The following is a 13,010-nucleotide window of genomic DNA, read 5'->3' as shown; positions in this document are numbered from 1 at the left end:
TTATTTACTCCTGTTTGCCCAGAATTCGGCGTTGGCTTTGTTCAGGTCGGCAATGGTATTGCCCGAAGATTTCTTATGGGATGAATCGCCCGTCGCTTTGGTATTGCGTGTTTTTGCCAGTTCAGCGACGGCATTAAAGGCCATATCAACGATATGTTTGGGCAGCTTTTTAATTTCCGCGTCACCGACAATAGTCCGTACCATCGCCTGATCTGCACTTACCAGTACCCGACGTTTAAAGGCAGTCAGTTTAGATGGTTTCGACAAATCCACACCCGGTACAATCAGTTCCGCTTTATAGGCCGAATCGCCCGTAATGTTTTCTTCCTTCTCCTCTTTTTCGTCATCATCCCCGGTTGGTTCCTTTTTCTCAGGATCCGTATTGTTATCGCCTGTTTTACCTTCCAGCGCATCCAGTCGGGACAAAATTGCCTGTGCCCATGCCGGAACATCTTCATCGCCCGTTGGCATTTCGGGGTCTTTTTGAGGGATTGGGTGTTGTGGGCTGATATTGATGTTAATCGCTTTGGGTATTTCACCCGTTCCTTCATCGCCGGTGACAGACTCAGGCGCACTGTTTAACGCCTCTTCCATCGCCGCTGAATCTTTGGTTTTATGCGCCCGTCTCAGGCGCTGATACCATTTCTGTATATTTGTAGACATACTATCTCCAATTGAACAACGTGGACCGGCGCGGGCATCTTGAACCAGCGCCACATGATTACCTGTAATTTGATATTGCTCGGCTTTGCCTGCTGCTGTCTGCCGGTATTCCGCATCATAGCCACATGACACTTCATCAAAACCGGCATCAATAGCCGCTATGGCATCGGTATCTTTGACAATGAGATCAGCCAGCATCAGATCGGATTGTTCCCCTTCACCCCGTCTGACGTTCTGAACATGCCCGTGCGCCAAATCCCGCCAATTATCGGGATCAACAAAGATAATGTTGCCGTCGGTATCTTCGGGATGTTTTATCGTGACGGTCATTCCTTCGAAAGAAGCAATTGTGGCCTCGCTGAATACTTCTTCAGGAGAACGTTCAACCACAATCTCGCCGTCATCATCCGGCTCAAGATTGGTCAGCTCAAAATCGGCATAAAGCTGTGTACCTGTCCGGGCAATCGGCACGTCTTTACACAACAGAGAACCATCCGACAGTTGGTAACGGGTGTTACCAATACGAGTCGTAAAGAAATATTTCATGTTTAATCTTCCGGAATAACGACCTCACAGTAACAACGGCAATTAGGAATAGTACCTGCATGCCCTGTCAGCCCGTCTAAGGTGGGCGGTCTGGCCCAATCAATAAACTTCCCTTCCATTTTTTGATGAGAATGGCGAACATCACCATCCTCCGCGGTGCGCCAGATATAGCCCGTCGAGCCGACAGACAGTGCCCGCGCCTGCGTCAATGCAGTCTGTGCCCTGCCCAGTTCAGTACGCGCAATCAGTTTCGCCCGTGACAATGCCACTTCGCCTGTATTGGTTATCTCCTGTGCAAAGGGTTCATGCCGACCGCCCGTCACCACGGCTTCAATGGCTTTGTTGTGGATGTCGTACACCCTATCCGCCGCCTCGATAGGTAGCGATTTGATGTACTTGATTTGCTCCTCCACAATTGAGCGCATCACCTGCCCGACGGGGGCATTGTCCACCAGATATCGCAGTTCCTGACTGATAAGCTGGCTGCGTTGCCGCCACTCTTTCTCATTGTGGCGGTTGATATCCAATGCGAAACGCTGAGCCACCCGTTGCGCCCACGGCGTGATTATCTCGCTGTAGCTGTCCAGTGCCGCCATGATTTCAGTCACCGAATCGTTGGAACCATCGTAGGAATTTCTTACTATTTCCCCGACGGCTTGCGCTATCTTTTGTAGACTGGTTCGATACTGCGTTTCTGCCTGACGGGAGTTTTTCGGACGTGTTTTCTTCCGTCTGTGCGACAAAGCCATTTCCTACACTCCCCATGATGCGTTCAGCCTCTGATTGCGCCATCCGGTAGGATGACATCAACATCTGTATACCGGTATCGCGGGGTAAGGTACCCGCAGCGACGGAGCTGACAATTTCAACCATGCTTGATATCTGCGCACCATTCAGGTCGGTATTACCGGTACCCTCTGCATTTGCAGACTGTAGACGCGGATTATCCCACTCACCCGAAAGCGGTGGTGCGCCATCATCGGCATTGTTGATATCCTCATCGGCTATTGAGCCGCCAATGCCCGTTACGTCAGCCATTTCACGCAGATCATTCATGGCTGCTTTCAGGTTCATCATGCCGCCATCCAGCGCTCCATTCAGGGCATTGACGGTATTCACGGCAATCGTGGAGCGGTCAAGGTCGGACATCTGCCACAGTGGGTTGAACTCGAAAGTAAAATCATCCGGCAAGGGCTGCCCGAACTCAGAACGGTGCATAATATCCAGTAAACGTCGGATAGGTTGGCGTAACCGGCGCTCTTGCTGGGTGCCAATATTGTCGTAATAGTTGGCAAGGTCAGCATCTCCGGTAGAAAAACCCTGTGGCGACTGACCAAACAACCGTACCAACGGAATACCCACCGCCCCTGATATCTGCTCGGCAAACTGGGCTAGTACGTTATCCAGCCCGCTGAACGAATACTGATGGGTTTCAAACACGTCGTTTTTATCCATCAGCGTCATACCTTCATTGCTCTGAAACTGGCGGATCATATCGACATGTTTCAGTAACCCATCCAGCCGCTCCCCCCCCATTGCAATGATTTCACGCAATTTGTCGATACTGTAAGTACGCAGATGCGCCTTATAGACCAACTGCGCTGCGCCTGTAGTAGCACTGTCAAAGGCGGTGAGCCGGTCGAAAATGCGTTCAACAATCGACATGCCCCACTCGTTTTCAGTCTGTGCCTGCTGGTATGGCAGGGTCACACCATCAAACCGGATCAGGCGGCTGTGGTGAATTCGCCACTCAGGAATGCCCCGACCGGTATTAGTCACCTGATAGAATTCGGGCTTACCTAAATCCTTACCAATTTCCTTAATCCGGCGGTTTAAATCGGGGTCTACCTGCCAGCGGTCAAGCGGTAATATTCCTTTGAATTTACCGTTGCCAATGGTTTCAGGTCGTAGTGGAGTAAAAGGCGCTTGGCCTTCAATCAGGATCAGGCCCAGCGCCCCACCGTAAAGCCGTGACCATTTGATGATATTGTTCAGGTTTTCCCACAATTCCAGCTCATCAAACAATGACTCCAGCACGCCACGGGCTTTCGGGTCTATTTCCGATGTAATACGAAAGCCCTTGCGGGTCATATCATCCGCGACAGAATCCACCGCTGCTCCGATAATCCATGACGAACGATACGCATTCTCTATCAGCGTCTGGTTGCGGCTTGTCCAGTTCGGGCGGTATGTTGAGGCGGCATGAAGGTTCGGTGTGTGCATCCCGACACGGGCCATCATGTTCTCGTAACTGTCGGCGGTAGGGTGTATTTTTTTCGCCATTAGTAACCTCGTCCTAGCATTTTCCAGATTTCCATTGAGATATCCATCGGGGCGTAAAGGATCATGGTGGCATCAGCCAGATTGGGGGACTTCGTGCCGTCAGGTTTTTTGTCCACCACGATTTTTCCCACTCCATTCACGGAATAGGTCGGCTGTGACAGTTCCATGATGATTTTGTCTTTCAGTGGCATATCGCCCGAAAGTGATATCAGTTCATCAGGATCATAGAAATGGCCCTCAGACACTGCCCGGTGAGTTTTCTGGAATCGGGTACGCAATGCCCACCAGCCCTGCGCTTTGGCATTGGCGAAAAAATCCTTATTCAACCGCGCCACACTGAAGGCATCACCCGGCACCGCTTCGCCTTCTGGGTCGAATACCGCACCACTGCCACGGAAAGGCGTAGCGGTAAGGGTATTTAACCGGAGTAACTTACGTTGCTCGTTGATAATACGGGTATCACCCCGCACACCCGCTCCCAGTCCATCACTGTCGAACCGGAAAGAGTCCAAATTAAGCTGGCCGCACCAGCCGAAAACTTTTTCAACCGAACCGAAAATATCACTGCCCTTGCCTGACCATTCTTTGATGCCCTGCATCAGGAAGCCATGCCGCCAGGCAAAGGCGTTTTTATCCTTGCCTTCATCGGCAACGTCCATCGCACCCATGCGAATACCGGTGGGATTAATTCCCAGCTTGATATGCGCATCTATCGCAGACTGTACCCATTCAGACGGAATAAGAATGCCTTCCACGGAAGCCTGATAGTTGATATCGACTTCCTGTGCCAGGGTGACCGGATCCAGTTTCTCTTTCTGCTTGGCGTACCATTCATCATCTTTGCGCGGGTCATCGCGCCAGTGGAAAGTAAAGACCTCAATGTTGCCACTGTGCCGACGCTGGGCGAATGAGTTTGCCATGCCGTTCGGTGTCGGCACATCCTGCCGACAGTTGGTGGTGGCGGACAATGACGCATCGACCAGCTCCGGGCGCTCAAGGAAAGCAGCTTCGTCCACAAAGTAGAAAGACGCACGGTCGCCGCGCCCGATACCGTCGCCTGCTTCACCCGTCATCACCGAATCAGTATCCGGGAAAAGAATACGCATGTGAGGAGCATGCTTGCGTATGTCCCACGTCCCGCGGAATTCAGCCGGTAACAGATTGATAAAGTTCCGTGCTTTATCAAACAATGATTTAGGCGAGCCGAGTTTGTCCACGTACTCTTCTTTGCGTGAGCCAAATCCCGCCGCTACGCCCCGATTGAAGAGACAAATTGAACAGGCCGTCGCCACGGTCAGCCAGCTGATGCCCATATCACGGGTTTTCTCCGTAATGCCTGGCTCTTGGGTACGCCAGCATTCCATAAACCATTCAATCCACTCTTCCTGACGGGGAAACAGGATAAACGGGATACGGGCAGGCAAACCGCGCTCCACGTTACGCGGGTCTACGGTCATGCCCCAATCAATAATAAATTGCCCCGGGTTATCGCGGTAAAACGACCGCATCGCCGGTAACAGGGTGGGCGTCTGGCGAATGCGCTGTAGCCGCTCCATTCGCCATTCGAACACCACGTTGTAATCGGGCTTGCGAAAATCAAACGGAAACGGAACCGGCATCATCACCTCATCATTTTCTTATAGGCAGCCTCTGCCTGTTCAGGAGTCAGATTAGCCACTTCAATTGGCCCGTCATTCGTTCCCGTGAGTTCGTTCTTCACGTTTTCGCGGAATGCCTGTACGGAGACGTGTTTGCCCAGTAGTTCGAGGTTCTTGACCTTATCCGGCCATTTGATTTTTTTGAGAATGCCAACGATATCGCGCTCATCACCCCGGCCTTCAAACATCTCTGCCAGATTGAACCCGCTTAAATACCGGCGCCATGATTCCGGCCATTGGCTTATTGGCTTGATGCTCAGGTCTTCTTCCAAAATGTCAGCTACATCCATCTGGTCGATTTCAACGAGGCGCATCAATACGTAGTTGGCATCGATGCTCAGTTGCCGGTTGCGCGCTTCTTTCAGCGCATCAATGCGCTCAATGATGTAGGGCTTCTGCATCTGCTGATAGCCAATCTCACTGGCGCGATTTTTACTGTATCCGGCTCTGATGGCGGCCTGCGTAACGTTTAAATCGACCAGATATTCTTGGCAAAAAAGCTTTTGTTTTTCCGTCATTTTTCTGGCCATTTTCTTGATTCCTTAAAAAGAAAAAGCCACCACGGATGTGATGGCTTGGGGTATTCCTTTAACCACTCAGGGAATGGGGAAAGAAATATTGGGTTTAGTTTCAAGTATTAATCAATTGTTAAGTATTATTCGCTTGTAGTTACGGTGTCGTGGATTTATTACATTTCCCAGTTTTTGTGATAGTAACGATGCGGAGAATAACTGTGAAAAAGTATCTTCTTCTTTGCCTAGTAGCTGGTACGACGCTTTTCGCTTCAATGGGAACTTATGCTGCGATTTGTTCACATGAGACTGGTCAAAACTGGACAGCATGTATGGGGTGGTGCATGTTAAATAGTTTCGGTCACCCTAATGATTACCTTGCTTGTTTATAATAAAATCAAGGACGGTACTCCCGCCGTCCTCTCACCTACACTGTGTCCTAACATACTCCTGCCACCCAGAATTATTTGTTCTGGGGTAGTTATTCAGAATGTAGTTGGTTGATCACACCGATACTTCATTTGAATTTCTATCGCTTCTTGGAAAGTAGCGTCACGCCATTTGATAGATATGGTGTCTTCGTCACTGAACCGTATCTGATACCGACGTGTTTTGACTTCAACCTGAACAATCGGAGTACCCATTAATTTGCTTGGTCGAAATCGGAAACACCCTGTTAATCCAATCTCTACATTGTGATATGGGGGGATAGACATTAGCGTAAACACTCCGTTTTGATGTAATCCTGCAAGCCTCGGATCATTTGCTCTGATTCGGCAATGCGTTCTCTGAGTAACCAATAATTTCGGACAGCGGAGTCTGTAGGTCGGGCGGTGGTTGCATCATCCATGCCGGAGGTGGTAGCGGTTTCAGGCACGGGGCACTTAGCTTTGATGTACACCCGCTCAGGATGAGCAAGAGAAGCAGTGTGCAGCCGGTCAATTTCAGTCTTGGCATTGGCGAGTTCCTGAGTGTGTTTGGTGTCTAGTTCATGCAGCATGTCAATGTGCGTGTTCTGATAGTTGATTCGGTCGGTCAGTTGCTGGATTTCGGTTAGCTGGTCGTTATTGATACTGAGCTGTTTCTTGTAGCCAGAGCGATAAAGGTAAGCCGCACCGGAAGCAATAATCAGCGCAATAACCACGCCGTAGGTAAAATTGAGCTTCATTCATCCAGCCCCCAGCACGTTAGTTCTGATTCCTGAGCACGCCGCTCTACCTGACCATAACAGCCCTTGGCTTGACCTTTGGTCTGCCTGCAATCCCTACCACCGTCAAATATCCAGCGCTTAATCTCAGCACACGCCCCTTGCCTGTCCCCCGCGTTTAATTTCCGGTAGAACGTGGACGAGAAGCATTTACCGGGGCCGATGTTGTATGGGCAGAAGCTGGCAATACCGGCTATCTGGGGTTCAGTCAACGGCACTTTGATGTTGCTTCTGACCCAAGCGATGGCCTGTTCTGCTTCTTTGGCGTTGAGGTCACGGCATTGGCTCTCAGACAGTCGCATGCCCTGCCGAACGGGAGCCCCCTCAATTCGGGTAACACCTCGGCAAATAGTCCAGATGCCGCCTGCATCCCGATACGCCGATAATCGATTACCTTCTTTCTCGTCCAGAAACTGAGAGAGAATTGCTGTCGCACCTGCACCGGTTAGCACCAGACCAATGACCGCCGCCGTGAGTTTAGTCTTCGTCTTTGCCATTTCGGGTGTGTTCCTTGTGCTTGTAGTACCAGTTCAAGGCAAAGGTGCCGACTGTGCAGATGATGCCGATGATGATTGCCCAGTCGTTCAGGGATAACGCACCGAGCATGGCAGTAAGTGCGCCCCATCCATAGGCAGTGGGGCTTGAGTATTTATCCATACGCATATTTCCACCCCACTGACGGAGTGACCATTAGAAGTGTTGATATGAAAAAGCCCTCAAAGTTGAGGGCTGTAGATGCGCTGTGCGCAGTTTGTAGCAGGTCTAGCCTGCCTGTTTTCAAATATTAGATTGTGGTCCTGCCAATATGAGCGTTTGCGGTCGGCTGGAACATGTAAATCCGCAACGCACCCAACACTTTCTCGGTAGTTGGCGACCAGTATTACACCATTGGCTGACCGCCCATCCTGGTTAGAGTCTTATTACACCCCCGTGTAGCGAGATTTTAACGTTTATGGACGGTCAGCCAATGGCATAGATAATTTATTAAAAAAGGGGCCTATTTAACATAATGGAACTTAGAAGCTATTCAGAATATTTTTAAACCAGAATAGTTTTTCATGTAAACTGTGGGCATGAGAAAAGTCTATGCCAGCGACATTAGTCGAGAAGTGTTCATGGAAATTGAACCCCTATTGCTTAGCAACCGGAAACGCACACGTCCCAGAAAAGTAGATGTTTACGAGATATTTTGTGCCTTGTTATATCTGCTCAAAAGTGGCTGTCAGTGGGATATGCTACCCAGTGATTTCCCCTCAAAAAGCACGGTTTACTATTACTTCAAACTCTGGAAAGAGAAGCCCTCAGATACCGCTCCTAGCCTGCTCGAGCAAGCTTTAAAAAAATGTGGTTGGCGAGGTCCGTATCAACCATGGTCGGAACGCCAGCACAACTTTCGTGATCATTGATGCGCAAAGCGTTAAGAATACGGATACGGCACGCGAAAAAGGTTATGATGCCGGTAAAAAGGTTTCCGGTATCAAACGACATATTGCGGTAGATACCCAGGGGCTACCCCATGCAATAACCGTTACAACGGCCAATGTGACGGACCGAAAAGGTGCTTTGATGACATTTACCCGGCACAAAAACTCACTTGCTGGCGTGAAGAATGTCTTAGCCGATGGTGGTTATACGGGGGAAGCCTTCGCGGACGGTGTGCATCATATCTTGGGCGCAACCGTCGAGATAGCCAAACGCAATGAACTCCATACTTTCAAGGTAATACCAAAGCGATGGGTCGTCGAACGTTCATTGGGTTGGTTGGAAAAATGTCGACGACTGTGGAAGAACTGCGAGGGGGATTTGAATACCAGCCTTCAGTTCGTCAATCTGGCATTCCTTGTCTTACTGTTGCGCAGAAAAAATATTGAATAGGCACTTAGAGATAAAAAATATTCCTCCACATAATCACTCATTTTCAACCACAACTGACTCATTTGATTATGGTATAAAAACAACTAGTACTGCAGGTAGCCATCAACATACTACACCTTTGGCTTATGATCAAACAAACGAACCAAAGTGGGGAGGTCGAACACTAGACGCGGTATCTATTGGGGGATATTTCTATGATTATGATTATAAAGTTGCATTTACGGACACGCAGGGTGACCACTCTCACACCGTAAATATTGGCTCGCATAGCCATACCGTCTCAGGAGCGACATCTAGCATTGGCAATGGAGAAGCGCTAAACATTACCAATAGATACATTATGTTAATGGGATGGTATAGAGTGGAGTAGAAAAGTAATCGTACTAACTAAATGCTCAGTCAATACACTAAAAACTGGGCAAATATGGATTTATTTCTATGACTTTCACTGAGATTCATATATCAATTATACAACCTAAAAAAAAGCTTCTGTACACGTAATAATAACAAGCAGAAATAAAAACAATTACAAAAAATGGGAATAAATAAAAAACCAAGAGTATTCTGATTATAAAACCAAAGCTTTAATTTTAGTCTTTTGAATGCATCAGTATTCATAGGAAGGAATTAAATTGAAGATAATAATTGTTATTTTATTTATTTTATTTATTTTATTTATTTTATTTATTTTATTTATTTTATTTATTTTATTTATTTTATTTGTTTCTGCATGTAATGAACATGAAGATAAACCAAAAGATGATTTTTATAGTATAACGAATACAATTAATAACATTAAGCTATCTCAGGTTAGTACCAGTGCAATACTTATGTTCGGCGATTCGATAACTCAAGGATTGAACCATAATGGGCTGCATTTCGAATATGTTAACTTAGGCATTGGTGGTGATACCGTAAATGGCATTAGCAAACGCATAAAGGAAGTTAACATCTCGAAATACAAAGCTGTATTTATTGAAATAGGAACAAATAACCTCTTAGCAGGTGAGACAGGATCTAAGTTAGGGGGTGATATTGCAGAGCTAATTAATTACACTGCTTCAAAAACAAAAAAAATATATATATCACAGATAATTATTCCGAATAGAGATAAAATCAAACAAATAGCAAAAGATGCTGAGCTTGCTGATATCAAGGTAAAAAACGCTTGCAGTAAACATAGCAACTGTGAAATTTCTCCCTTACCCGAAGGTATGATAGGGGAGCAGGGACTAAAACCTGAGTTTTCGTTGGATGATGGTATTCATTTTAACGTAGAAGCGTACAAGCTATGGAAGATAAAACTGAATAATGCCATAGGCTAAATGCCTTTTCAAAATGATAGACAAGTCAAAGAACTCAATCCTTTTTTTGCGAATTTTTTAATTGTCAATAAAAAAAGCAAAAGGAAGAACTGAGTTATACGTATCATCATATCACCGATCCCCCGCCACGAACGCCGTCTGATGAGAAAAATGGCGCAAAAAAACACAGGATAATCTATGGTCCCCCCCGTTTTTGCAACACTGATTTTGATGTCGGGTTGGCTTGCTTAAATCTATCCGGCATCATTTTGGGCAAGAATACCCGCGCCTGATGAACCTGAAAAATTGTTCGGCTTCAATGAGCCATTTTTATCCACAGATTCTTCATCAGGCCGATAGGCCGTTCATGTCATCAATAACCAATCTTCACAAAACCAGATGAGTCATTTTTCTTTAACTGCTTTATAATCACTCCATTGAATCAGATTGACATCTATCAGATCTGATATCCATTTTGCTGAGTGGTGTTGGCCCACGCGATCCGTGCCAGCTTGTTTGAGGTACGAGCAAAAGCGCAGGAAGGAATTGGTCGGGGATTATTCTGTTACCTTGATGGCTCGCATATCTACATTCTCCATGCTTTTGTTAAAAAGAGCCAAAAAACACCTAAGAAAGATTTAGACTTAGCCAAAAGCCGTATGAAAGAGGTGAAAAAATGAGTCAACTACAAGCCCTTAAAGCTAAAGCATTACAAAATCCAGAAGTGAAACAGGCTTATGATGAGTTAAATGATGAGTTTGAACTCATCAACACATTGCTAAGTATGCGTATTGAGGCGAAGTTAACCCAACAACAAGTAGCGGATCGAATGGGAACCAAAGAAAGCAACATTTCCCGGTTGGAAAAAGGAAAAAGCAACCCAGCTTTAAGCACACTGGTAAATTATGCAAAAGCCTGTGGTTTCCAGCTTGATTTCAGCTATCGACGCAACAGTTAAAAAAAACCGCATTAAGTGACTTATCTGAATTGACTGGTTTTAATCCAAGGTTAAATCTATGGTCACCCTCGTTTTTGCAACGCAAATTTTGATGAATGTTGGGCTTGCTTAAATCTATCCGGCGTCACTATAGGCAAGGATGCCTGCGCCTCGATGAGTTCCGCGCCTGATGTGCCTAAAAAACCACTCGGCTTTAATAAGCCATCTTAACCTTTAGGTTTTTCATCAGGCCGATAGGCCGTTTATGTCATCAATAATTAGTCTTCGCAAAACCAGTGGGGTAACGTTTAAATTTATTAATAATGACGCAGAATCAAACGATAAATATCGTGCGCTGTGTTGTGATTACCCAAGCTATAGCAGAATCATATTAATATGACATAATATCTGGATTCACATAACAAAGGATAAAGTGCGATGGGCTACAGCCTGGACTTTCGAAAGCGAGTATTGGCATACAAAGACAAACATTCGTTGACATTCGAACAAACGAGTCACCATTTTGATATTTCTATGCGAACTTTATTTCGGTGGCATCACAAAATAGAACCCTGTGTGACACGGAATAAGCCGCCCACGAAAATCAGTGATGAAGCGCTTCTCACCGATGTCCAAAATTATCCCGATGATTATCAATGGGAAAGAGCAAAACGCCTGGGTGTTGCGCAGTCTGCTATCCACTACGCCTTGAAACGGCTGAAAATAACGGTCAAAAAAAACGCTAAGGCACCCCAACGCTGACGCTCAGGCTCGTCAGGCTTTTATCGAACGTATCGACCACTATAAGCAAGCGGGGAAACCGATTGTTTATCTCGATGAAAGCGGTTTTGCCCAGTCTATGCCTCGCACACACGGCTATTCGGCGAAAGGGCGGTGCTGCTTTGGGACACACGATTGGCAGGCCAAAGGCCGCATCAATGTCATTGGTGCGATCCTCAAAAAGACCTTCGTGACCTTAAGCTTATTTTCGGGAAGCATTAATGCAGATGTCTTTCACGCCTGGATGACTGCCTAAGCTCCCCAGCGGCGCCGTGATTGTCATGGACAATGCCTCCTTCCATAAACGGCATGACACGATAAAAGCGGTAGCAGACCACGGTTGCCTGTTGGAATGGTTACCTCCTTACAGCCCGGATTTGAATCCTATCGAACCGAAATGGGCTGAAGTCAAAGCGATAAGACGGCGAGAGAGGTGTTCAATTGACGAGCTGTTTATGGAACGCGTGAAATGTGTCTAGTTATTCTGATTTAGATATATAGCGACTGCCATCGGGGTTACGCTGGGCGCGGATACGCTGCATCTGGCTCTTGCGCAGGTCGCGGGAAATATCGCGGGCCAGTTGTTTTCGGCTAGCCGGGGAAAGCTTAGTCAGTAAGGCGGTCAGGGCACTGTCCAGTGGTTGTAAGTCGTCATCCATCATCTCACCATTGTTCAAAGGGATTGGCCGGCTCCGGGATAGCGGTCACGGTGCTGGTGCCACCCTCGGTGCTGACCAGTACCCGCTCAGTGAGTTTCAGATCAAGACTGATATCGGCGGTCTGGTCATTGAGGATATTGACATCAAAAGTAAAGCCGCTGCGGCGGTTATCGGGGCTGGCAAAGATATCCGGCTGGTGTTCGCGCAGCCAGTGGCTAACCACCGCCATTAAAATATTCTGGTCGCCCGGATAGGCTTCAATAATCAGGTTCAGGGTATATTCGTATTCATACGACAACGACGGCGCTAAGGTGGCCAGCACCGCGCCGTCTTCCACAAACAGGTGGGAACCTCTAAAAACTATCCCATGAAAAATAAGATCAATCTTGTACCTATCCGTAATAAAATTGACCCTATTGAGTGTGACGCTTTCTGACTTTTTCAAGGATTAAAAGACATGAATACCCGATTTTCTAAAATAAACCAAACGTTGTAAATCATAGCAGGTCACCATTAACATCATCGTGAAATTAGCCCGCAGTTGACCTATCGTCCGGATGAATTTTTCTCCCATCTGGGTGAGTGA

General features: G+C 47.0%; 18 protein-coding genes. 7 read left to right on the top strand and 11 right to left on the bottom strand.

All coding sequences use genetic code 11. The features are described from left to right. From AAC855_RS19050 to AAC855_RS19010, 9 genes are all read right to left on the bottom strand, one after another. Positions 1 to 1,209 carry a DUF2213 domain-containing protein gene (locus tag AAC855_RS19050; protein WP_340611654.1) on the bottom strand — a complete coding sequence of 403 codons (1,209 nt, stop codon included), beginning with the start codon at positions 1,207 to 1,209 and terminating at the stop codon, positions 1 to 3. Between the two features lie 2 nt (positions 1,210 to 1,211). Then, positions 1,212 to 1,817 carry a phage head morphogenesis protein gene (locus tag AAC855_RS19045; protein ID WP_340611651.1) on the bottom strand — a complete coding sequence of 202 codons (606 nt, stop codon included), beginning with the start codon at positions 1,815 to 1,817 and terminating at the stop codon, positions 1,212 to 1,214. After that, entirely contained in the window at positions 1,810 to 3,492 is a 1,683-nt protein-coding gene (locus tag AAC855_RS19040; RefSeq protein ID WP_340611650.1) for a DUF1073 domain-containing protein, read from the bottom strand. The genes AAC855_RS19045 and AAC855_RS19040 overlap by 8 nt, the downstream gene beginning before the upstream one ends. Then, the gene (locus tag AAC855_RS19035; RefSeq protein WP_340611685.1) at positions 3,492 to 5,111 is read right to left on the bottom strand and encodes a TerL protein; all 1,620 of its coding nucleotides are present in this window, start codon (positions 5,109 to 5,111) and stop codon (positions 3,492 to 3,494) included. Before AAC855_RS19035 ends, AAC855_RS19040 begins: the two co-directional genes overlap by 1 nt. 2 nt (positions 5,112 to 5,113) lie before the next feature. Further along, positions 5,114 to 5,680 carry a terminase small subunit gene (locus AAC855_RS19030; RefSeq protein ID WP_340611648.1) on the bottom strand — a complete coding sequence of 189 codons (567 nt, stop codon included), beginning with the start codon at positions 5,678 to 5,680 and terminating at the stop codon, positions 5,114 to 5,116. A 467-nt stretch (positions 5,681 to 6,147) separates the two neighbouring features. Continuing rightward, positions 6,148 to 6,378, bottom strand: a complete 231-nt coding sequence (locus tag AAC855_RS19025; RefSeq protein ID WP_340611646.1) for a hypothetical protein — start codon at positions 6,376 to 6,378, stop codon at positions 6,148 to 6,150. Further along, on the bottom strand, positions 6,378 to 6,830 hold the full coding sequence (locus tag AAC855_RS19020; RefSeq protein ID WP_340611645.1) for a lysis protein: 453 nt from the start codon (positions 6,828 to 6,830) through the stop codon (positions 6,378 to 6,380). Before AAC855_RS19020 ends, AAC855_RS19025 begins: the two co-directional genes overlap by 1 nt. Continuing rightward, the gene (locus AAC855_RS19015) at positions 6,827 to 7,366 is read right to left on the bottom strand and encodes a lysozyme (RefSeq protein WP_340611644.1); all 540 of its coding nucleotides are present in this window, start codon (positions 7,364 to 7,366) and stop codon (positions 6,827 to 6,829) included. Before AAC855_RS19015 ends, AAC855_RS19020 begins: the two co-directional genes overlap by 4 nt. Continuing rightward, the gene (locus AAC855_RS19010; RefSeq protein WP_228857893.1) at positions 7,347 to 7,532 is read right to left on the bottom strand and encodes a phage holin family protein; all 186 of its coding nucleotides are present in this window, start codon (positions 7,530 to 7,532) and stop codon (positions 7,347 to 7,349) included. Before AAC855_RS19010 ends, AAC855_RS19015 begins: the two co-directional genes overlap by 20 nt. Before the next feature lie 410 nt (positions 7,533 to 7,942). On the opposite strand from AAC855_RS19010, the gene AAC855_RS19005 reads away from it, so the two are divergent. From AAC855_RS19005 to AAC855_RS18980, 7 genes are all read left to right on the top strand, one after another. Then, a protein-coding gene (locus tag AAC855_RS19005) for an IS5 family transposase (RefSeq protein WP_340611643.1) occupies positions 7,943 to 8,744 on the top strand; the annotation gives its coding sequence in 2 pieces (ribosomal slippage) (positions 7,943 to 8,206 and positions 8,208 to 8,744; 801 coding nt in all). Between the two features lie 632 nt (positions 8,745 to 9,376). Further along, on the top strand, positions 9,377 to 10,069 hold the full coding sequence (locus AAC855_RS19000) for an SGNH/GDSL hydrolase family protein (protein WP_340611641.1): 693 nt from the start codon (positions 9,377 to 9,379) through the stop codon (positions 10,067 to 10,069). 467 nt (positions 10,070 to 10,536) lie between these two features. Further along, a complete protein-coding gene (locus AAC855_RS18995; RefSeq protein WP_340611640.1) occupies positions 10,537 to 10,728 on the top strand; it encodes a type II toxin-antitoxin system RelE/ParE family toxin in 192 nt (63 codons plus the stop codon). Further along, complete coding sequence (locus AAC855_RS18990; protein ID WP_340611639.1) at positions 10,725 to 11,006, top strand: helix-turn-helix domain-containing protein; 282 nt, start codon at positions 10,725 to 10,727, stop codon at positions 11,004 to 11,006. The genes AAC855_RS18995 and AAC855_RS18990 overlap by 4 nt, the downstream gene beginning before the upstream one ends. Positions 11,007 to 11,423: 417 nt before the next feature. Further along, positions 11,424 to 11,747, top strand: coding sequence for an IS630 transposase-related protein (locus tag AAC855_RS18985; RefSeq protein WP_340611638.1), 324 nt, complete (start codon positions 11,424 to 11,426; stop codon positions 11,745 to 11,747). Between the two features lie 22 nt (positions 11,748 to 11,769). Continuing rightward, positions 11,770 to 12,021: a transposase gene (locus AAC855_RS21700; protein ID WP_422824410.1), complete on the top strand. Its 252-nt coding sequence runs from the start codon at positions 11,770 to 11,772 to the stop codon at positions 12,019 to 12,021. Positions 12,022 to 12,037: 16 nt separating this feature from the next. After that, entirely contained in the window at positions 12,038 to 12,244 is a 207-nt protein-coding gene (locus tag AAC855_RS18980; protein WP_422824409.1) for a transposase, read from the top strand. On the opposite strand, the gene AAC855_RS18975 is transcribed toward AAC855_RS18980, so the two are convergent. Both AAC855_RS18975 and AAC855_RS18970 read right to left on the bottom strand, forming a co-directional pair. Beyond that, positions 12,245 to 12,427: a phage virion morphogenesis protein gene (locus AAC855_RS18975; RefSeq protein ID WP_340611636.1), complete on the bottom strand. Its 183-nt coding sequence runs from the start codon at positions 12,425 to 12,427 to the stop codon at positions 12,245 to 12,247. It abuts the gene before it with no gap. 1 nt (position 12,428) lies between these two features. Continuing rightward, the gene (locus AAC855_RS18970; RefSeq protein WP_340611635.1) at positions 12,429 to 12,761 is read right to left on the bottom strand and encodes a phage tail protein; all 333 of its coding nucleotides are present in this window, start codon (positions 12,759 to 12,761) and stop codon (positions 12,429 to 12,431) included. Between the last annotated feature and the right edge of the window lie 249 nt (positions 12,762 to 13,010).

The sequence above is a fragment of the Xenorhabdus bharatensis genome, assembly GCF_037996705.1.
Lineage (GTDB): Bacteria > Pseudomonadota > Gammaproteobacteria > Enterobacterales > Enterobacteriaceae > Xenorhabdus > Xenorhabdus bharatensis.
This window is presented reverse-complemented; position numbering and strand designations above follow the sequence as displayed.

Bases quoted from the DNA above. Each gene is read 5' to 3' on its own strand.
- AAC855_RS18975 (WP_340611636.1), bottom strand. From the start codon at position 12,427: ATGATGGATGACGACTTACAACCACTGGACAGTGCCCTGACCGCCTTA.
- AAC855_RS19025 (WP_340611646.1), bottom strand. From the start codon at position 6,378: ATGTCTATCCCCCCATATCACAATGTAGAGATTGGATTAACAGGGTGT.
- AAC855_RS19030 (WP_340611648.1), bottom strand. From the start codon at position 5,680: ATGGCCAGAAAAATGACGGAAAAACAAAAGCTTTTTTGCCAAGAATAT.
- AAC855_RS19050 (WP_340611654.1), bottom strand. From the start codon at position 1,209: ATGAAATATTTCTTTACGACTCGTATTGGTAACACCCGTTACCAACTG.
- AAC855_RS19015 (WP_340611644.1), bottom strand. From the start codon at position 7,366: ATGGCAAAGACGAAGACTAAACTCACGGCGGCGGTCATTGGTCTGGTG.
- AAC855_RS19010 (WP_228857893.1), bottom strand. From the start codon at position 7,532: ATGCGTATGGATAAATACTCAAGCCCCACTGCCTATGGATGGGGCGCA.
- AAC855_RS19020 (WP_340611645.1), bottom strand. From the start codon at position 6,830: ATGAAGCTCAATTTTACCTACGGCGTGGTTATTGCGCTGATTATTGCT.
- AAC855_RS18985 (WP_340611638.1), top strand. From the start codon at position 11,424: ATGGGCTACAGCCTGGACTTTCGAAAGCGAGTATTGGCATACAAAGAC.
- AAC855_RS19040 (WP_340611650.1), bottom strand. From the start codon at position 3,492: ATGGCGAAAAAAATACACCCTACCGCCGACAGTTACGAGAACATGATG.
- AAC855_RS18990 (WP_340611639.1), top strand. From the start codon at position 10,725: ATGAGTCAACTACAAGCCCTTAAAGCTAAAGCATTACAAAATCCAGAA.
- AAC855_RS19035 (WP_340611685.1), bottom strand. From the start codon at position 5,111: ATGCCGGTTCCGTTTCCGTTTGATTTTCGCAAGCCCGATTACAACGTG.